General features: G+C 69.5%; 16 protein-coding genes. 8 read left to right on the top strand and 8 right to left on the bottom strand.

Features of this window, described 5'->3' with window-relative positions; genetic code table 11:
• From LJE69_RS15990 to LJE69_RS16005, 4 genes are all read right to left on the bottom strand, one after another.
• Window positions 1–1097, bottom strand: a 1097-nt coding sequence (locus LJE69_RS15990) for an HD domain-containing protein (protein WP_296926933.1), incomplete at its 3' end; no start/stop codon positions are given.
• A gap of 61 nt (window positions 1098–1158) precedes the next feature.
• Window positions 1159–2406, bottom strand: coding sequence for a DUF1015 family protein (locus tag LJE69_RS15995; RefSeq protein WP_296926935.1), 1248 nt, complete (start codon window positions 2404–2406; stop codon window positions 1159–1161).
• Between the two features lie 382 nt (window positions 2407–2788).
• Window positions 2789–3868 carry an amino acid ABC transporter substrate-binding protein gene (locus LJE69_RS16000; protein ID WP_296926937.1) on the bottom strand — a complete coding sequence of 360 codons (1080 nt, stop codon included), beginning with the start codon at window positions 3866–3868 and terminating at the stop codon, window positions 2789–2791.
• A gap of 17 nt (window positions 3869–3885) precedes the next feature.
• Window positions 3886–4269, bottom strand: a complete 384-nt coding sequence (locus LJE69_RS16005) for a DUF2782 domain-containing protein (RefSeq protein WP_296926939.1) — start codon at window positions 4267–4269, stop codon at window positions 3886–3888.
• A 197-nt stretch (window positions 4270–4466) separates the two neighbouring features.
• On the opposite strand from LJE69_RS16005, the gene LJE69_RS16010 reads away from it, so the two are divergent.
• A complete protein-coding gene (locus LJE69_RS16010) occupies window positions 4467–4949 on the top strand; it encodes a hypothetical protein (protein WP_296926941.1) in 483 nt (160 codons plus the stop codon).
• 153 nt (window positions 4950–5102) lie between these two features.
• On the opposite strand, the gene LJE69_RS16015 is transcribed toward LJE69_RS16010, so the two are convergent.
• Both LJE69_RS16015 and LJE69_RS16020 read right to left on the bottom strand, forming a co-directional pair.
• Window positions 5103–7661 carry an FtsX-like permease family protein gene (locus LJE69_RS16015; RefSeq protein WP_296926961.1) on the bottom strand — a complete coding sequence of 853 codons (2559 nt, stop codon included), beginning with the start codon at window positions 7659–7661 and terminating at the stop codon, window positions 5103–5105.
• A 101-nt stretch (window positions 7662–7762) separates the two neighbouring features.
• On the bottom strand, window positions 7763–8506 hold the full coding sequence (locus LJE69_RS16020) for an ABC transporter ATP-binding protein (RefSeq protein WP_296926943.1): 744 nt from the start codon (window positions 8504–8506) through the stop codon (window positions 7763–7765).
• Here LJE69_RS16020 and LJE69_RS16025 point away from each other — a divergent pair.
• Both LJE69_RS16025 and LJE69_RS16030 read left to right on the top strand, forming a co-directional pair.
• Window positions 8505–9185: an arylesterase gene (locus LJE69_RS16025; RefSeq protein WP_296926945.1), complete on the top strand. Its 681-nt coding sequence runs from the start codon at window positions 8505–8507 to the stop codon at window positions 9183–9185. The two genes, LJE69_RS16020 and LJE69_RS16025, sit on opposite strands and share 2 nt — an antisense overlap.
• Before the next feature lie 76 nt (window positions 9186–9261).
• Window positions 9262–10389 carry an FAD-dependent oxidoreductase gene (locus LJE69_RS16030; protein WP_296926947.1) on the top strand — a complete coding sequence of 376 codons (1128 nt, stop codon included), beginning with the start codon at window positions 9262–9264 and terminating at the stop codon, window positions 10387–10389.
• Window positions 10390–10640: 251 nt separating this feature from the next.
• Here LJE69_RS16030 and LJE69_RS16035 read toward each other — a convergent pair whose 3' ends face one another.
• Window positions 10641–11138: a hypothetical protein gene (locus LJE69_RS16035; RefSeq protein ID WP_296926949.1), complete on the bottom strand. Its 498-nt coding sequence runs from the start codon at window positions 11136–11138 to the stop codon at window positions 10641–10643.
• Between the two features lie 387 nt (window positions 11139–11525).
• Between LJE69_RS16035 and rpsF the strand changes: the two genes are divergently transcribed.
• The 5 genes from rpsF (at window position 11526) to radA (ending at window position 17999) form a co-directional block, all read left to right on the top strand.
• Window positions 11526–11975: a 30S ribosomal protein S6 gene (rpsF, locus tag LJE69_RS16040; protein WP_296926951.1), complete on the top strand. Its 450-nt coding sequence runs from the start codon at window positions 11526–11528 to the stop codon at window positions 11973–11975.
• Window positions 11976–12062: 87 nt separating this feature from the next.
• Window positions 12063–12287, top strand: a complete 225-nt coding sequence (rpsR, locus tag LJE69_RS16045; RefSeq protein ID WP_200237904.1) for a 30S ribosomal protein S18 — start codon at window positions 12063–12065, stop codon at window positions 12285–12287.
• Window positions 12288–12390: 103 nt separating this feature from the next.
• Window positions 12391–12840, top strand: a complete 450-nt coding sequence (rplI, locus tag LJE69_RS16050) for a 50S ribosomal protein L9 (RefSeq protein ID WP_296926954.1) — start codon at window positions 12391–12393, stop codon at window positions 12838–12840.
• 877 nt (window positions 12841–13717) lie between these two features.
• Entirely contained in the window at window positions 13718–16558 is a 2841-nt protein-coding gene (gene dnaB, locus LJE69_RS16055) for a replicative DNA helicase (RefSeq protein WP_296926963.1), read from the top strand.
• A gap of 25 nt (window positions 16559–16583) precedes the next feature.
• Window positions 16584–17999, top strand: a complete 1416-nt coding sequence (gene radA, locus LJE69_RS16060; protein WP_296926956.1) for a DNA repair protein RadA — start codon at window positions 16584–16586, stop codon at window positions 17997–17999.
• 120 nt (window positions 18000–18119) lie between these two features.
• On the opposite strand, the gene LJE69_RS16065 is transcribed toward radA, so the two are convergent.
• Window positions 18120–18281, bottom strand: a complete 162-nt coding sequence (locus tag LJE69_RS16065) for a hypothetical protein (RefSeq protein ID WP_296926958.1) — start codon at window positions 18279–18281, stop codon at window positions 18120–18122.
• Between the last annotated feature and the right edge of the window lie 182 nt (window positions 18282–18463).

Below are 18463 nucleotides of genomic sequence, written 5' to 3' on the forward strand. Positions count from 1 at the left end.
GCCCAGTGCGCGGCGACGCCGTACTCGGCGTGCTCGTGCATGGCGTGGGTGCGGATCTGCACCTCCAGCGGCTTGTCCTCGGGGCCGATGACGGCGGTGTGCAGCGACTGGTACTGGTTGCCCTTGGGCGTGGCGATGTAGTCGTCGAACTCCGACGGGATGTGCCGCCAGAGTCCGTGCACCACGCCCAGGGCCGAATAGCAGGCGGGCACGTCGTCCACCAGGATGCGCACCGCGCGCAGATCGAAGATCTGGTCGATGTCCACGCCCTTGCGCTGCATCTTGCGCCAGATGCTGTAGATGTGCTTCGGCCGGCCGGTGACCTCGGCGGCGATGCCGGCGGCGGCGAGCTCCGCGCGCAGCAGCTCCAGCACGCGCGCGATGTAGCCCTGGCGCTCGTTGCGCCGCTCGCTGAGCGCGCGGGCGATGCGCATGTAGTCCTCGGGCTCGGTGGCGCGCAGGGCCAGGTCCTCCAGCTCCCACTTGATCTGCCAGACGCCGAGGCGGTTCGCGAGCGGGGCGTAGACGCGGCGGGTGTCGTCGGCGATCTCCAACTGGCGCGCGCGGGCCAGGTGCTTGGAGCGGCGCAGCAGATGCAGCCGGTCGGCGAGCACCACCAGCACCACGCGCACGTCCTCGCCGATGCCGAGCAGCATGCGGCGCAGGTTTTCCTCGTGCTCGCGGCGGTTGCGTGCGGCGCGCTTGCCGCCCTCGGCGACGTACTCGACGCTGGTCAGGTGATGGATGCGGGCGAGGTCGGTGGCCATGCGCACCAGACCCGCGCCAAAGCGCTCCGCCAGCAGTGCCTCGTCGATGCCTTCCCGGCCGAGACACCCTTGCAGCAGTGCCGCGCAGAGGGTCTCGGCATCCATGCGCAGGTCGAACAGGATATCGGCGCTGGCGAGGCGGTGCCGTGCCGCGCTCTCGCCGGTCTCCAGCCGCTCTTCCCCATGGCAGCGCAGCAGCAGCTCCCCCGCGGCGGCGAGCCGCGCGCAGGCGTCGGCGTCGTAGTGGCCGGCGACATGGCCGAGCCAGTGGCTCACCGTGGCGGCATCGTCGTCGACGCGCTCGGGCAGGTTGGTGATGCTCTGCACCATGCTGGGAATATGGGGGCGGAAAGCGTGCGGCGGGAGCGGGCAGGACGCCGGTGCCGGACGTCTATTCCGGCAGCGGGTCCAGCAGCAGGCTCACGAGACCGTCGGCCAGCTTCGGCTCGAACCAGGTGGACTTGGGCGGCATGATGGCACCGGCGTCGGCCACGGCGAACAGCTCCTCGATGCCGGTCGGCGGCAGCGACAGGGCGAGCCGCATGCGCCCGGCATCCACCGGCGCCATCAGGCCGTCGAGGCCTCGGCTGCCGCCGACGAAGTCGATGCGCGCGTCCCGCCGTGGGTCGGTGATGCCGAGCACCGGGGCCACCAGGTGCTCGTGCACCAGGCTCACCGCGAGCCGGCTCACGGGGTCCGTCGCGGTTGGCAGAAAGGCGTCCCGCAACCTGAGCCGCCACCAGCGCCCGTCGCAGTAGAGGCCGAACTCGGTGCGCGCGGTGGGCTGCACCGGGGCGTCGGCAGGTTGCACGTCGAAGCGCTCGCCGATGCGGATCAATAGGGCGTCGCGGTCGAGGCCGTTCAGGTCCTGCACGACGCGGTGGTACGGCAGGATGTCGAGCTCGTCGTGCGCAAAGAGCACGGCCAAAAAGCGCCCGTGGCCGGCGGTGCCGCGCTCGGTGGCCACCCGGGCCGCGGCGGCGGCCCGATGATGGCCGTCGGCGATGTAGAGGGCGGGCAGGGCGGCGCCGGCCTCGGTCAGCGCCGCGATGGCCTCTGGTGCGGCGATGACCCAGAGGCGATGGCGGACGCCGTCGGGCGCGGTGACGTCCACGTCGGGTGCCGCGGCGTCGCAGGTCTGCGCCAGCAGATCGCGCATCGCCGCCGTGGCGCGATGCACCAGGAACACGGGGCCGGTCTGCGCGTCCAGCGCGTCGATCTGCCGCACCCGGTCATCCTCCTTGGCCGGGCGGGTCAGCTCATGCTTCTTGATGCGACCGGCAGCGTAGGCAGCCACGGAGGCGCCGGCCACGAGTCCGGTCTGCTGCCGTCCGCCCAGGTCGAGCCGGTAGGCGTAGTAGTGCGGTGCGGGGTCCAGACACAGGACGCCCGCCGCGCGCATGGCGTCGAGGCTCGCGCGCGCGCGGGCGTACACCTGCGGATCATAGGGGTCTGTTCCCGCGGGCAGATCCACCTCGGCGCGGGAGATGTGCAGAAAGCTGTGTGGGCGCCCGGCGACGCGCCGGCGTGCCTCCTCGGCATCCACCACGTCGTAGGGCGGTGCGATCACCTCCGCCGCCCGACCGGGCGCGGGCCGCAGGCCGGAGAAGGGCTGTATGAGTGCTTGGTCGCTTGTCATGCCGGATGTCGTACTCGCACCAGTGCGCTGCCGCCGAATTTCTGCCTGCGCCGATCAGCGCATGGGCGGCGATGATCCGCCCAGCGGGGCGGTCGGGATCGCTATCGCTATCGGTATCGGTATCGAAATCAATCCCGATCCCAATTCGGCGCCTTGATCATAACTCCGTCCAGGGGGCATGGCCCCGTGGGAGCGGCGTCCCCGCCGCGATTGGGCGCCCGTCGCGCCGAGGGCGGCGCTCCCACGGCTGCGGACGGACTCCGGATCGACGGTCGATCCCGATAGCGATCCCGATTCCGACTCTGTCCCGATGCTCGCCGCATTTCCGCGCCGGCGGACCCGGGTCATGGATTGCCTTTGAGGAACCTTGTTCCGCGCGGTGTCATCGGGCGGGCGGTGCGTACATGAGTCCTCCCGCGGACCATTGCGCGTTCAGGCCGCGCTTGACGTCCAGCCCGGACGCGGCGCCGAGATTGCGCCCGAACAGCTCGCCATAGTTGCCCACCCGGCGGATGACGCGGTAGCCCCAGGCCGGCTTGATGCCGAGCACCTTCGCGGTGGTACCGTCCAGGTCCAGCAGCGCGCGCACCTCGTCGCTTTCGGCGTGTTCCATGGCGCCGGTGACGTTGCCGGAGTTGATGCCTAGCTCCTCGGCCTCCACCAGCGTGAATAGGGTCCAGCGCACGAGGTCGAACCACTGCTGGTCGCCGTCGCGCACCACGGGGCCGAGTGGCTCCTTGGAGATGGACTCCGGCAGAATCCGCTGCGCGGCGGGGTCGTCCAGGCCGGCGCGCAGGGCATGCAGTTGCGAGCGGTCGGACGTGAGCGCGGTGCATTGGCCGTCAAGATAGGCCTTGGCGGCGCTGGTGAGGTCCGGGTGGACGGACACCTGCAGCGACATCCGGTTGCGGGTGAAGTAGCGCTTGGCGTTGTCGATGCTGGTGCTGCCAGCGATGGCGCAGACCTTGGCCCCGCCCAGTTCCAGAGCGCTCAGGGTATTGGTCTTGCGCGGCACCATGAAACCCTGGCCGTCGTAATACAGCACGCCGGCGAAGCTCACCCCCTCGGTGATGTCGCGCAGCCCGGTCCAGGTGGTGTTGCGGGCGAGCAGGTCGACCTTGCCGTCGCGCACGACGGCGAAGCGCTCCTCCGAGCCCACCGGCACGAATTCCACGGCGTTCGGGTCGTCGAGCACCGCGGTGGCCACGGCGCGGCAGAAGTCGGTGTCCAGCCCGCTCCAGTGGCCGTTTTCGTCGCGCAGGGACATGCCGCGCACCTCGCCGTTGACGCCGCAACGCAACACGCCACGCTCGCGCACGGCGTCAACTGTACCGGCGCCCGCCGTGGAGGCGAGCAACAGGGTGCAGGCGAGCAGGGCGATGTGCGCGCCCCGATGGGCGTCGCTGCGTGCGCCTCTGGGAGCGCCCCGGTGGCGGCTGCGCGGGAAGGCCATCAGGTTCATCGATTGCGTTCCTCTCTTCACCAACTGAACAGGGTCCACTGGGGGACGTTCATATTTCCGCCCGGTGCGTTGCGCCGCCACTCCATATCGCCGGAGCCGTTCTCGTCCACCAGGTAGTAGGGTGCGCCGACGGTGGGGGTGATCTTCACCATGTAGGTGTTGTTGTTCACGCTGTACTCCTCCACCGTGCGGTTCTCGTACTTCTTGATGGTCACGGCCGGCTCGATGTCCGCCGCGGACACGCGCAGATCGAGGTCCTGAATGGCGGGCCGCTGCGCCGCGGCTACCGCGGCGACCAGGAGTCCGGCGAGCAGCCCGACGAGCGGTCCGGACAGTGATCCGGGTCGCGATCCGGGTTGCTGGGAGACGGGGGCAGACCTGGGTGATGAGTCGATGCGCATGAGTCGGTCCTGGGTCCGGTGCGGGCGCATGATAGCAATCAGCGGCAGCGTGCTCACCCCGTGCGCGCCGATCGGCAGTCCGCGCAAGTGCGCTGGAGTTGCCAAGCGGGTCGCGGCGGCCCGGCGCAGACTGGCGTAGGTTGTGGGTCGATCGCCGCAAGCGACTAAATTTCACGCGCCTGAAGCGGCAGAGCCAGGTGAAGCTCCTGGATGACGGGCGCGCGGCCGCCGCGGTGCCGGCGGACCAGGGCGATTCCGGGCAAGGCTCGCAGGCACCGGATGCCGGGTTGGTCGCCGGTGTGGGTGCAGGTGAAGCCGGCAGCCCGGCCCGCCGGCGCCCGTCGGTGGCTGATGCGCCGCCGGTGCCGGACTGGCTGCCGGAGTCGCAGTTGGAGCATGCCGCGCCCAATGCCGTTGCGCTGCTCACCCGCGTTTGGGGCACGGCGGCGGCGACGAAGGCCCTGCGCGCCCTGATCTTCGACAGCGCTGGCGTGGCGCGGCGGTGGTCGCCCGCGGCGCTGTCCGAGCTTGGGTTGTTGTGTGCGGTACACGGCCACCGCAACCACGCCTGCGCCTGCGTTCTGCCGGATCTTTCGCTGCTGCAGCGGATCCACGACCGTGTCCACGGCAGGTTGCCGGACGGCATGGAACCGTGGCGGGACTTCTTCCTCGCGCAGTGACGGCGCGTCAGAGACCGGGCAGCTATTTCGATGTAGGTCGGGTTACGCTGCGCTAACCCGACCTACGATCCTGCACGGATAAGTTCTTACTGTTGGGGCTTGTTTGTCGGGCCTCCTGCGTCGGCCCGACCTACGGCAGCCGAGTGAAGCCAATCAGCCCGCCCGCCGCAATGCCGCCAGCGGCGGCTTAACCAGCGCCCGGTAGGTACCGAGCGTGCCGGCGAGGCCGATGGCGACGCCGCTGCCGAGCACGCCCACGACCCAAAGCCAGGGGTTCGGCGTAAAGGGCAGCTTGAACAGTTGGTGCGCCAGCACGTAGCCCGTCGCCTCCGCGAAGATCGACGCCGTGAGCCCCGCCAGGAGCCCGGTCGCCGTGAACTCCACCAGCAGCCCCCGCAGCAGTTGCCGGCGGTTGGCGCCGAGGGTACGCAGCACGCCGTGCTCGCCGCGGCGCACCGCGAGGCTCGCCTGGATGCCGGCGTACATCACCACCAATCCCGCGGCGAGGGTGAACAGGAAGACGTACTCCACCGCGCGGATGCCCTGCTCGATGATGCCGCGCACCTGGTCCAGCAGGGCGCCCACGTCGATGATGGTGCCGCTCGGAAAGGCCCGTAACAGCTTCGGCACCAGCGCCTCGCGCGCGGCGGGCAGGTAGAAGCTGGTGACGTAGGTGGCAGGCTCCTGCTCCAGCAGCCCCGGCGTGCCGATGACGAAGAAGTTGACGTTGAAGCTGTCCCACTGCACCCGCCGCAGGCTGGTGACGGGCGCCGCGAGCTCCCGGCCCGCCACCCAGAAGCGCAGCTCGTCGCCGAGCGTGATGCCGAGCGTCTCGGCGATGCCTTCCTCCACCGAAAATTGGGGCGAGAACTGCGGTGCAGGCTGAGACGCCGGCGTGTCCCCGCCCCACCAACGCCCGGCGATGACCTCGTTGTCCTGCTGCAGGCGCGTGCCGTAGCTGAGGTTGAAGTCGCGCGCCGCCAGGCGCTGCGCGCGCGGGTCCGCGTAGTCGTCCGGCTCCACCGTGGCGCCGCCGATGCCGGTGAGCCGGCCGCGGATCATCGGGAAGACGCCGGTGGTGTCGATGTCATGCGCGGCGAGCCAGTCCGCCACGGCATCCTTCTCGTGCGGCTGGATGTTGATCAGGAAGCGGTTCGGCGCCCCCTCCGGCAGGGTGTCCTGCCAGGTGCGCAGCAGGTCCACGCGCACCACCGCCAGCAGCAGCAGCGCGAGGATGCCGAGCCCGAAGCCGACGATCTGCAGGATGGCCGCCGCCGGCCGCCGAGCGAGTCCGGCCAGCCCGAGCCGCCAGATGCCGCGGGTGCGCGCCGCCGCGAGCCCGGCGAGCCAGACCAGCAGTGCGCCCAGCGCCACCAGGGCCGTCAGCGCGCCGATGACGCCGAGCAGGAGCTTCCAGGCGAGCGTAAAGTCCGCCGCCTGCCACAGCAGCAGCACCGCCAGCGCCGCGGCGGCGGCCAGGGCCGCCAGTGCCACCGATGCCCGCGGCGCGCCGAGGTCCCGACGCAGCACCCGCAGTGGCGGCACGTCGGCGAGCTGCAACAGCGGCGGCAGCGCGAAGCCCGCCAGCGCCACCAGCCCCGTGCCGAGCCCGACGAACACGGGCTGAATCGACGCCGCCGGCAGCGGCCCGTCGAACCAGCCCGCCAGCAGGCTGGCCAGCCCGCGCTGGCCGAGCCAGCCCACCAGGCAGCCCAACAGGCTCGCGATGAGGCCGAACGCCAGGAGCCGCAGCGCGAAGATGCGTGTCAGCAGGTGGCGCGGCGCGCCCAGGCAGCGCATCACCGCCACCGCGTCGGTCTGGCGCTCCACCAGCCGGCGGCTCGCCAGCGCCATGGCCGCGCCTGCCACCAGCAGCGTCGTCAAGGCCGCCAGGTGCAGGAAGCGCGAGGCGCGCTCCACCGCGGACGCGAACTCGGGCCGCGCGTCGCGGGCGTCGAGGAGCCCGGCGTTGGCGGGCAACAGCGGCTTGGCCCAGGCCGCGAACGCCGCAACGGTGGCGGGCTCGCCCGCCAGCAGGAGCCGATAGCGCACCCGGCTCGCCTCGGTGACCAGGCCCGTCGCCGGCAGGTCGTCCAGCCGAATCATGACCCGCGGGGCGATCTGGAAGAAGTTGCCGCCGCGGTCGGGCTCGTAGGCGATGAGCTCGTCCGCGGCGAAGCGCGCCTCGCCCAGGTCGATGTCGGTGCCCACGTCGCTGCCGAGCGCATATAGCAGGCGCGGCTCCACCCAGGCGCTGCCGTGCGCGGGCGGACCCGTGGCAGGGTGTTCCTCGGCGCCGACGGCCGCCTCGAGGCGCATCTTGCCGCGCAGCGGATAGGCGTCGTCGACGGCCTTGACCTGCACCAACTGGCTGTCGTCGCCCGCCAGCACGACGCTGGCGAAGGTGAGCGTGTGGGCGATGCCGAGCCCGCGCCGGGCGGCCTCGTCGGCGAAGCGCTCCGGAATGGGGCGGGATGAGTCGATGGCGAGGTCGGCGGCGATGAGCTCGCCGCCCTGGCGCTCCATGGCGCGCTCGATGCGGTCGGTGAAGAAGCCCACCGCGGTAATGGCTGCCACCGTCAGCACCAGCGCGGCGGACAGGAGATACAGCTCGCCGCTGCGCCAGTCTCGCCGCAGCAGCTTGAGCGCCAGCAGCCAGGCGCCCACGGGCAGGGCGTGCGCGGCGCGTGCGCCCTTGGACCACGCCCGCATGGCTCGCGCGCCCACGGTGTTCTTGCGCACCGTCTCTTTGCGCACGCGCTCGTTGCCCATGGACCCATTGCCCATGGCGCCGTTGCTCCTGGCGTTGTTGCTCATGGGAGCGCCTCCAGGCGGCCGTCGCGCATGGCGAGCCGGCGGTCGCAGCGCTCGGCCAGGGTCTCGTCGTGGGTGACGAGCACCAGCGCGGCGCCGGCGTCGGCGCGCAACTGGAACAGCAGCTCGATGACCTTCGCGCCGGTGGCCAGGTCCAGGTTGCCCGTGGGCTCGTCGGCGAACAGGATCCGGGGGCCCGGGGCGAAGGCCCGCGCAATGGCCACGCGCTGTTGCTCGCCGCCGGAGAGCTGGCGTGGATAATGTCTGGCGCGGGCGGTGAGGCCGACGCGCTCCAGCGCCTCGCGGGCGACGGCGGTGGGGTCGCGGCCGTTGGCGTGGGCTTCGCCGCCGCCATTGGGCTTGCCATTGGCCGCGTCCGGGTCCGCCGCGGCGCCCAGCTCCAGCGGCAGGGAGACGTTCTCCAGAGCCGTCAGCGTCGGCAGCAGCTGGAAGTTCTGGAACACGAAGCCGACGCGCCCGGCGCGCAGCGCCGCGCGGCCGTCCTCGTCGAGCGCGGACAGGCTGGCGCCGCAAAGCTCCACGTCGCCGTCGCTCGGCGTGTCCAGCCCCGCCAGCAGTCCCAGCAGGGTGGACTTGCCGCTGCCGGAGGCGCCGACGATGGCCACCGCCTCGCCGGCGGCGATGCTGAGCGAGAGCCCGCGCAGGATGGTCAGCCGCCCGCCCGGACCGCTAACATGCTTCGCGAGCTCGTCTGCCCGACACAGAATCTCTGGGGTGTTCATGCAGTCTCCTGACGTCTCCTGCGCGCAGCCGCTGCCGGTGCTGCTGCTGTTGATCTTGTCGCTGTTGGCGCCGGCGGCATCCGCCGCGCCCGCGCACCCGTCGGCACGACCGTCGACGCTGCTGGTGCTCGGCGATAGCCTGAGCGCCGGCTTCGGGACGGCGCTGGATCAGGGCTGGGTCAGCCTGCTCGAGCAGCGCCTGGCCGACCAGGGTCTGCCGTACCAGGTGGTGAATGCCAGTATCTCCGGCGACACCACTGCCGGTGGACTCTCGCGGTTGCCCGCGCTGCTGGCCGAGTACCGGCCGGCGGTGGTCATCATCGAGCTCGGCGCCAACGATGGCCTGCGAGGCTTCCCGCCCAAGCGCATCGCCGCCGCCCTCGAGGATCTGACGCAACAGGCGCAGGCGGCGGGTGCGCGGGTGCTGCTGGTCGGCGTGCGCCTGCCGCCCAATTACGGCAGCGCCTACGCGGAACAGTTCCAGGCCGTTTATGCCCAAGTGGCGGCAGCGACCGGTGCCGCGCTGGTGCCGCGGCTGCTGGACGGGGTCGCCGAGGATCGCGCCCTCATGCAAGCAGACGGGCTGCATCCCACCGCCGTCGCGCAGCCGCGGCTCCTGGACAATGTCTGGCCGGTGCTGCTGCCGCTGTTGCACGCCACGGGAGGTGGCGGCGGCTGAGCCGGCACCGTGCTCGTGCCGGCCTTGCCCCGGTCTTCCACCGTTTTCTTTTCAGTTTTCCCCAGCAGGAGGTTCCATGTCACGCGTCACCATCGTCGGGTCGGGCTTCGGGGCGCTCACGGCCATCTCGGCCCTGCGTGAGGCCGACCGCGACCTCGACATCACGGTCGTCAGCCCCAGGCCCGAGTTCGTCTATTTGCCCGGCCTCATCTGGGTGCCCTCGGGGCTGCGCAGCGGTGAGGACCTGCGCGTCGATCTGAGGCCCTTCTTCCGGCGCATGCAGGTCACGCACCACGCGGCCGAGGCCACCGGCTTGAGCGACGATGGCCGCACCCTCGTCACCACCGACGGCGATATCGCCAACGACGGATTGATCATCGCCAGCGGCGGGCGCTTCATCAAGAAGCTGCCAGGCATCGAGCACGCCTTCACCCCATGCGAGGGCATCGCCGCCGCCCAGGGCATCCGCGACCGCCTCCGGCAACTGGATGGCGGCACGGTCGCGATGGGCTTCTCGGGCAATCCGAAGGAGCCCTCGGCCGTGCGCGGTGGCCCCATCTTCGAGTTCCTGTTCGGGCTCGACCGTCAACTGCGCAAGGAGGGCCGGCGCGAGCGCTTCCGCATCGTATTCTTCACACCGGCGCCGCGGCCGGGCAACCGGCTCGGGCCGAAGGCGGTGGACAAGCTCTTAGGCGAGATGCACAAGGTCGGCATCGAGACCCACGTGGGTCACAAGCTGAAGGGCTTCGCGGCGGACAAGGTCATGACCGAGGGCGGCGATCTGCCGGCGGATCTGATCGTGTTTATGCCCGGCATGACCGGCAACCAGTGGTTCGACAACACCAACCTGCCGCGCTCCGAGGGCGGGCTCGTCCAGGCCGACGCTTACTGCCGGGTGCCGGGCTTCGAGCGGGTCTACGTGGTGGGCGACTCCGGCAGCTTCCCGGGCCCGGACTGGATGCCCAAGCAGGCGCACATGGCGGACCTTCAGGCCAAGGCGGCGGCGAAGAACCTGGTGGCGGAGCTCAAGACCCGGCCGGCCGATACCACCTTTCACGTGGAGTTGCTCTGCATCGTCGACGCCATCGATCGCGGCATGGTCGTCTGGCGTACCGAGAAGCACAACTGGGTGTTCCCCAGTTCCGTCGCCTTCCACTGGCTCAAGCGCCTCTTCGAGTGGTGGTATCTGCGGCAGTACCGGTGAAATGAGGGGCTAGGGGCTAGTGCACGTCCTTGGAATTGCCGATACCGTTCGCGGTCCGGCGCGAGCGAGTGTCGCCCTGGGCGACACTCCGGCCATCGCGACCCACGGCCGGAGTGTCGGCCTCCAGGTCGACACGGATCAACGCTGCGGGCGGCGTTGAGCGTGGTCTCGATACTTCCGCATCAATGCACGAGGACGATGATCACATGCGGGAGGACTCTCCCCCTAGCACCTCGTCGCTAGCCCCTGATTTAATAGACAGGCTGCTTGCCGTACGTCCGCTCCAGGTCCTTGCTCAGGGCCGCCACGGCGTCGCTGATGGCGCTGGTCTGGCCGTTGCGCTTGCCGCGGTATACCTGGTCCAGGCCCACGGCGCCCGTGGATTTGCGTGAGGCGCGCACGCGGAGGTCCACGCGGTTGAGGCCGCCGCTGTATCGTTCGACGCTGACCACGGTCGGATCGATGATGACCTCGGCCTCGTTCGCCTCACCACGGGCGGAGAGCCGGACAACGGTGGCGAAGGCGTTGGATTCGCCGACACCGCGAGCGATCTCGTGCTGCAGCCAGTTGCGGTCGGCCTCGGAGCCGCCGGCGAACTGCACCGGCGACACCGCCGCCGCCAACTGCCCCTGGTAGCTCTCGTCGTTGCTGATGGCGATGACTTCCGGGCCGCCGCCGGACGAGCCGCAGCCCGCCAGGGTTGCGAGCACCGCCGCGATGCAGAGGGCACGAGCGAGAACGCGAAGCATCAAGGGCTTTCCTCCGTTTGAGCCTCGGCCCGCGCCTTACCCGGCGGCGGGGCCACGTCTCGGGAGATGCCAATCGATCAGCGTCTCCCTGGCCGGGCATTGTCGCGTCAGCGGCCGCCGTTTGCCAACAGCGTGGGCGTCGCTCTGATCCGCACACCTTGAGCCTTTGTTGCGGCGTGGGCGCAGTGCGTACCGCGTGCACCACGCCCTTCCGGCGGCCGGCAGCGAGGCATGCCTTTCGGCGCTGGTCGCATCCCGTGGGTTGAATCGACGCGAGGAAACCGACATACTGGCGGGCTTCGCCGCGCCTGCGGCGATCTCCTTGCCTCACCGCGCGACGAAATCATGCCACCGCGTCGGGAGGCTTCCAAACCCGTGAGGAGCTTCATGCGACATTACGAAGTGGTTTTTCTGGTGCATCCGAGCCAGAGCGAACAGGTGCCGGCGATGATCGACCGCTACCGCAGCAACCTCGAGGGGCACGGCGGCAAGATCCACCGGCTCGAGGACTGGGGGCGCCGCCAGCTGGCCTATCCCATCAACAAGGTCCACAAGGCGCACTATGTGCTCATGAACATCGAGTGCGATCAGGAAGCACTCGACGAGCTGGAGAACGCCTTCCGCTTCAACGATGCGGTGCTGCGCAACCTGGTCATCCGGCGCAAGGAGGCCGTCACCGACCCGTCGCCGCTGCTGAAAGGCGACGAAGAGGGCGGTGACGAGCGTGGTGGGGAGCGGGGCGAGCGTCGCGGCCGCCGCGACGACGACGATCGTCCGTCGCGTGGGCGTCGTGATGACGATGACCGTTCGTCCGGCCAGCGTCGCGACGACGACTGAGCCCACTTTTGAGCCCAGCCCTGAGCCCAGTCCTGAGCCCAGTCCTGAGCCCAGCCAGCCACCGAACGCACCGAGAGGACCCAATCCATGGCCCGCTTCTTTCGCCGCAAGCGCTATTGCCGCTTCACCGCCGAAGGCATCACCGAGATCGACTACAAGGATCTGAACCTGCTCAAGGCGTACGTCAGCGAGTCCGGCAAGATCGTGCCGAGCCGCATCACCGGTACCTCCGCCAAGTACCAGCGCCAGCTCGCCGATGCCGTCAAGCGCGCCCGCTACCTGGCGCTGCTGCCGTACACCGATGGGCATTGAGTGCGGCGCTGTCCAGCCGCACCGGTGATCCGATCAGCCAGGCGCTCCGCGTCAGCCGGTTGCTGACGCAGCGCTGTCGAACAGCGATTTCGAGGAATCCCAAGTGGACGTCATCCTGCTGAAAAAGGTCGGTGGCCTCGGCGATCTCGGCGACAAGGTCGCCGTGCGCCCGGGCTACGGCCGCAACTTCCTGATCCCGCAAGGCGCCGCGGTGCCCGCGACCGAGGCCAACCTGAAGGCTTTCGAGGAGCGCCGCGCCGAGTTGGAAGCCCAGGCCGCGGAGGCCCTGGCTCATGCCGAGGCCCGTCGCGAGCAATTCGAGGGGCTCACTGTCACCATCCCGCGCAAGGCCGGCGACGAGGGCCGACTGTTCGGCTCTGTCGGTACCGCGGACATTGCCAGCGCCGTCAGCGAGGCGGGCATCGAGCTCGCCAAGAGCGAGGTGCGCCTGCCCCAGGGCGCCTTCCGCAACATCGGCGAGTATGAGGTTGAGCTGCACCTGCACTCCGACATCGATGTCGTGATCCTGGTCGAGATCGTACCCTTCAACTGACGCCCCGGCTGCGGCCGCCGGGCAGCGCACCGCTCCCGCGCGCGCCGTCCGGGCCGTTGGAGCGGCGTCCCCGCCGCGATTCCCCTGTCGAGGGGAGCGCCTTGTACCGCAAGCGCTTATCGCGCCGGGGACGGCGCTCCCACGGGGGCTGAGACCGTGAGCGTATCGCTCGCAATGCCGAAAGCGAGCGGATTGTGGTCAGCTCTTGTGGGAGCGGCACGCTTGTGTGGGAGCGGCACGCTTGTGTGGGAGCGGCACTCTCGGTGCCGCGACCGGCGGCAGGGCAGCCCACCACGTCCCGAGTAACCGTCAAGCGGCAAACAGCCGCGCGGCCATCATCGCGCCACAAAAGGCAGTGGCGTTCCCACGGTACCGCCGCCTGGAGCAGCGGTTATGGGAGTTCGGGTTAGCGCAGCGTAACCTGACGCTGGGCGACGGTGCGCCGTTGATGGTCGGGTTACGCTATCGCTAACCCGACCTACACCGAATGCGTTCATAGTCTCGGCCGCAGGGGCTGCATCGCGCCGGGGACGGCAGCGCGCTCGGCCGCATCCAAGCACTCGACGGCAGGCGCCGGACTCGACCAACCACCCGCACAACGGCTCGCGGTCTCCACCTGACCGGTGGTGTGGCGGTTGCCGGGCCGCATGGCTTGTCAGCCGGCTCCGGTCATCCCGGCCACCGACTGTCGGGCATCGCCGCCGGGCGCTTGTCCGCGTCCGTCTGCGGGCGGACAATCGCCCTCCTTCCCATGGCTTCGACAATCCCGTCGCGCGCCGCTCCGAGCTTTTGGCCGGATCGCGGAAAGGGTTCTGTTGTCCAGTAAAAACAGGGGGATATGATCGTGGAATCCGATTTTCCGGGGGCATTCGAGGGCATGCGCGTGCCGCCGCACAACGTCCAGGCGGAGCAATCCCTCCTCGGCGCGCTGATGCTGGAAAACGGCACCTGGGAGCTGGTGGCGGACAAGGTGCGGGAGGTGGATTTCTACCGCCGCGAGCACCAGCTCGTGTTCCGCGCCGTGGCCCTGCTGGCGGACAACGATCAGCCCTTCGACGTGGTCACGCTGGCCGAGACACTGGAGAAGCGCAAGCTGCTGGACGACGTCGGCGGCATGGAGTATCTGGCGGAGATCGACCGCAACACCGCCTCGGCGGCCAACGCGGTGCACTACGCGCGCATCATCCGGTTCAACTCGGTGCTGCGCCAGTTGGTGAAGGCCGGCACGTCCATCGCCGACCTCGCCTTCGACACCGAGGGCCGTTCCGAGGCGGAGATTCTGGACGCCGCCGAGGCCAAGGTCTTCGCCATCGCCGAGCAGCTTGCCCGCGGCGGCGGCTTCCAGCCCATCGAGAGCCTGCTCAAGATCGCCGTCGACAAGATCGACGAGCTGTTCCACCGCGACGAGCCCATCACCGGCCTGCCGACGGGCTTCGTGGACTTCGACATGAAGACCTCGGGGCTGCAGAACGCCGATCTCATCATCGTCGCCGGCAGGCCGTCGATGGGTAAGTGCGTGGCCGCGGACACGGAGATCGTGCTCGCCGACGGCAGCGTCCGGACCATTGAGGCGCTCGTCCGGCAGCGCCACGCGGACCTGCTGACACTGGATGAACACTTGCGTCTTGAGATCACGCAGCCGAGTGCCTTCGTCGATGATGGTGAGAAGCCGGTTTTTCGTGTCACGACAAGGCTTGGCCGCGTCGTGGAGACGACTGCGCCACACCCGTTCCTGACTCTGGATGGTTGGCGGCCGCTTGTAGCGCTGAGCGTTGGTGAATCGGTCGCCGTGCCGCGCCGGATGCCGGTATTCGGTGATGCGCCGATGCGCGACTGCGAGGTTCGCCTGCTCGGCCTGTTGATCGGCGATGGCTGTCTGACCGGCGCGACGCCCAAGCTCACCAACGCAGATCCGGTGCTGCAGGCAGACTTCATCGCCGCGGCGGATGCCTTTGGCGGCGTCCGGGGGGTGCTGAGACAGCGGCCGCATCGGACGGCCGATGTCTGTGTCGTCGCTGACCGGAGTGCGATCCAAACGGGGCGGGCGGCCTTCGGTACCGAGCTGCGCACTGCGCTGGCTGCGATGGGATGCCCACAGCGGCGCTTCGCACTGGCCGCCGGCGCGAGCCCGGCCAGCGTTTGCGACTGGATCCAAGGACGCAGCACGCCCGGTTCAGGGCTTTTTGACGCCATCGACCGCTTCTTCGCAGATGCCGGGGTGCGCTGGTCTCCCGGCGACCGGTTGGCACGGGCGAAGAACGCCCCGAACGCCTTGACGCGCTGGCTGATGTCGCTGGACCTCTGGGGTCGTGGTGCCCACGACAAGCTCGTGCCCGAGCCGGTCTTTCGTCTCCCTGCGGCGCAGTTGGCCATGTTCTTGAATCGCTTGTTCGCAACGGATGGCTGGGCGACGGTACTTGGGAGCGGCCAGTGCCAAATCGGCTTCGCATCGGTGAGCGAACGCCTGGCCCGCCAGGTGCAGCACTTGCTGCTTCGCTTTGGAATCATTGCGAAGCTGCGTCAGCGTCGTGTCCCCTATCGCGGTAAGCGGTCGTCCGCCTGGCAGCTCGACATCACCGACAGCGCTGCGATCCGGGCCTTTGCCGAAGACATCGGCATCTTATCGAAAGAGGAAGCGCTGGCGCGGGTGCTCGCGGCGCTCGAAGAAAAGCGTGTGCAGACAAACGTGGATCTCGTTCCGCTCGCTGTGTGGGACCGTCTGCGCGCCGCAAAGGGCGATGAGCCGTGGTCGCGGCTTGCGGAGCGCGCTGGTCTGCGCGGCACGAGCAATATCCATGTCGGCCGGCGCACGTTGAGTCGGCGGCGTTTGGCCCAGCTCGCCGCCGCTGTTGACGACCCATCGTTGATCGATTTGGCCAGCAGCGATGTCCTTTGGGACCCCATCGTGTCCATTGAGCCCCTCGGTCTGCGGCAGGTCTATGACCTTACCGTGCCCGATACCCACAACTTTGTAGCGAACGACATCTGTGTACACAACACGAGCTTCGCGATGAACATGGCGGAGAACGTCGCCATCAAGACGGGCAAGGGCGTGGCGGTGTTCAGCATGGAGATGCCGGGGGACTCGCTCGCCATGCGCATGATGTCGTCGTTGGGGCAGATCGACCAGCACCGGGTGCGCACCGGCAAGCTCACCGACGAGGACTGGCCGCGGCTGACGTCGGCAGTGCACATCCTCTCCCAGGCGCCGATGTTCATCGACGACACGCCGGCGCTGTCGCCGACCGAGGTTCGTGCGCGGGTGCGCCGCCTGCAGCGGGAGCTGAAGCGCCAGGAGAAGGAACTCGGCATGGTGGTGATCGATTACCTCCAGCTCATGCAGGCGCCGAGCGAGGGCGAGAACCGCGCCACCGAGATCTCGGCCATCAGCCGCGGGCTCAAGTCCCTGGCCAAGGAGATGAACGTGCCGGTGATTGCGCTCTCGCAGCTCAACCGCAGCCTGGAGCAGCGGCCCAACAAGCGCCCGGTGATGTCGGACCTGCGCGAGTCCGGCGCCATCGAGCAGGACGCGGACATCATCATCTTCATCTACCGCGACGAGGTCTACAACCAGGACAGCCCGGACAAGGGCGTCGCCGAGATCATCATCGGCAAGCAGCGCAACGGCCCCATCGGCACCGTCAAGCTCGCCTTCCTGGGCCAGTACACCAAGTTCGAGAACCTCGCCGACAACCTCTACGCCGACGGCGGCTACTGAGCCGGCGCCGGCCAGCCAGGACACCATGGCCCAGCCCCGCAAGAAATCCCGCGGCGCCTATGTCTGCAACGCCTGCGGTGCCGAGCTGCCCAAGTGGGCCGGGCAATGCCCGGAATGCGGCGCCTGGAACAGCATCGAGGAAGTGGCCGCGGCGCCGGCGGCGCGTGGCGGTTGGGCGGCGCAAGGGCAGGGAGGCGCGGTACTGAAGCCAAGCGAGGTCTTGTCGCTGGCGGAGGTCTCACCGGAGCGTCAGAGCCGCTCTCCCAGCGGCATCGCGGAGCTGGACCGGGTGCTCGGCGGCGGCCTGGTGCCGGGCTCGGTGGTGCTCATCGGCGGCGACCCCGGCATCGGCAAGTCCACGCTGCTGTTGCAGGCGGGCGCGGCCGTGGCCGGCACGTCGTCCGCCGTGGCCGCGCCGGTGCTCTATGTGACGGGCGAGGAGTCACCCCAGCAGGTGAGCCTGCGGGCGCATCGGCTCGGGCTCGCGGCAGGCGCCGAGGCAAAGGGAGGCGGCGGGCTGCGCCTGCTGGCGGAGACCGGCGTCGAGCAGATCATCGCCACCGCCGCCGTCGAGCGCCCGCGGGTGCTCATTGTCGATTCCATTCAAACGCTCTTCACCGATGCCCTGACGTCCGCGCCCGGCAGCGTGTCGCAGGTGCGCGAGACGGCGGCACAACTGGTGCGCTTCGCCAAGCTCACGGACACCACCGTGTTCCTGGTGGGCCATGTCACCAAGGAAGGTGCGCTCGCGGGCCCACGGGTGCTGGAGCACATGGTGGACACGGTGCTCTACTTCGAGGGCGAGCCGGACGGCGCGCACCGGCTGATCCGCGCCGTCAAGAACCGCTTCGGCGCCGTCAACGAGCTCGGCGTCTTCGCCATGACGGACAAGGGCCTGCGCGAGGTCCGCAACCCGTCGGCGATCTTTCTGAGCCGCCACGATCAACCCGTGCCGGGCTCCGTCGTGCTGGTGACCCGCGAGGGCACCCGGCCCATGCTGGTGGAGGTGCAGGCGCTGGTGGACCAGAGCCCGCTCGCCAACCCGCGCCGGGTCGCCGTCGGGCTGGAGCAAAACCGGCTCGCGATGCTGCTGGCGGTGCTGCACCGCCACGGCGGTGTGGCCATGTTCGACCAGGATGTCTTCGTCAATGCCGTCGGCGGGGTGCGTGTCACCGAGACCGCCGCGGACTTGGCCCTGCTGCTGGCCGTGCTGTCCAGTCACCGCGACCGCCCGCTGCCGCTGGACCTCGCGGTGTTCGGCGAGGTCGGTCTCTCCGGTGAGATCCGGCCGGTGCCGAATGGCCCGGACCGGCTGCGGGAGGCCGCTAAGCATGGCCTCAAGCAGGTCATCGCCCCAAAGGCTAACGTGCCCAAGGGCGGCGTCGACGGTCTCGCCATCAAGCCGGTGCTGTCGCTGGCCGAGGCGCTCGACGCGATCTGAGTCGCTCGGGCCGACTCGCCGACCTTGGCTCCGACGGCAAGCGTTCGCTCGTTGTCTCAGTTTTCCGCGCGGCGTCACCGCCGCGCGCCGGATCAGGCGAAGCCCAGCTCGGCTTCGCGATCACTCCTTGCGTTCGGGCTGGCCAGCGGCTTGGTCGCCAGCGTCGTCTGCCTGCTTGCTGGACGAAGAGTCCCGTCGCAGCGGCGACGACGGCATCGTAAACAGGTACAGCACCAAGCCAATGAAGGCGAGAAATTCGACCAGAGGAAGGGGGTTATCCATGGCGTCGGTCCCAGGGCAGCGTTTCAGGGTTCCCAAGAGCTAGGGGCGCTTCGGCGTGCTTCCAGGGGGAGATGTCGGTCGAGCACGAGGAACCGCACTCGCTGAAGTCCTGCACCAATCCGTTCTTGGGAGCACCGCCGAGCGGAATGCGCGGTCAGCGCGCGCCGAGAGGCTCGCCGCGG

This window comes from Thiohalocapsa sp. (assembly GCF_022340605.1).
Classification (GTDB): Bacteria; Pseudomonadota; Gammaproteobacteria; order Chromatiales; family Chromatiaceae; genus Thiohalocapsa.

Bases quoted from the DNA above. Each gene is read 5' to 3' on its own strand.
- LJE69_RS16025 (WP_296926945.1), top strand. From the start codon at position 8,505: ATGCAGTCTCCTGACGTCTCCTGCGCGCAGCCGCTGCCGGTGCTGCTG.
- LJE69_RS16030 (WP_296926947.1), top strand. From the start codon at position 9,262: ATGTCACGCGTCACCATCGTCGGGTCGGGCTTCGGGGCGCTCACGGCC.
- LJE69_RS16015 (WP_296926961.1), bottom strand. From the start codon at position 7,661: ATGCGGGCGTGGTCCAAGGGCGCACGCGCCGCGCACGCCCTGCCCGTG.
- radA (WP_296926956.1), top strand. From the start codon at position 16,584: ATGGCCCAGCCCCGCAAGAAATCCCGCGGCGCCTATGTCTGCAACGCC.
- rpsF (WP_296926951.1), top strand. From the start codon at position 11,526: ATGCGACATTACGAAGTGGTTTTTCTGGTGCATCCGAGCCAGAGCGAA.
- LJE69_RS16005 (WP_296926939.1), bottom strand. From the start codon at position 4,269: ATGCGCATCGACTCATCACCCAGGTCTGCCCCCGTCTCCCAGCAACCC.
- LJE69_RS16020 (WP_296926943.1), bottom strand. From the start codon at position 8,506: ATGAACACCCCAGAGATTCTGTGTCGGGCAGACGAGCTCGCGAAGCAT.
- dnaB (WP_296926963.1), top strand. From the start codon at position 13,718: ATGCGCGTGCCGCCGCACAACGTCCAGGCGGAGCAATCCCTCCTCGGC.
- LJE69_RS16065 (WP_296926958.1), bottom strand. From the start codon at position 18,281: ATGGATAACCCCCTTCCTCTGGTCGAATTTCTCGCCTTCATTGGCTTG.
- LJE69_RS16000 (WP_296926937.1), bottom strand. From the start codon at position 3,868: ATGAACCTGATGGCCTTCCCGCGCAGCCGCCACCGGGGCGCTCCCAGA.
- rpsR (WP_200237904.1), top strand. From the start codon at position 12,063: ATGGCCCGCTTCTTTCGCCGCAAGCGCTATTGCCGCTTCACCGCCGAA.
- LJE69_RS16035 (WP_296926949.1), bottom strand. From the start codon at position 11,138: ATGCTTCGCGTTCTCGCTCGTGCCCTCTGCATCGCGGCGGTGCTCGCA.
- LJE69_RS15995 (WP_296926935.1), bottom strand. From the start codon at position 2,406: ATGACAAGCGACCAAGCACTCATACAGCCCTTCTCCGGCCTGCGGCCC.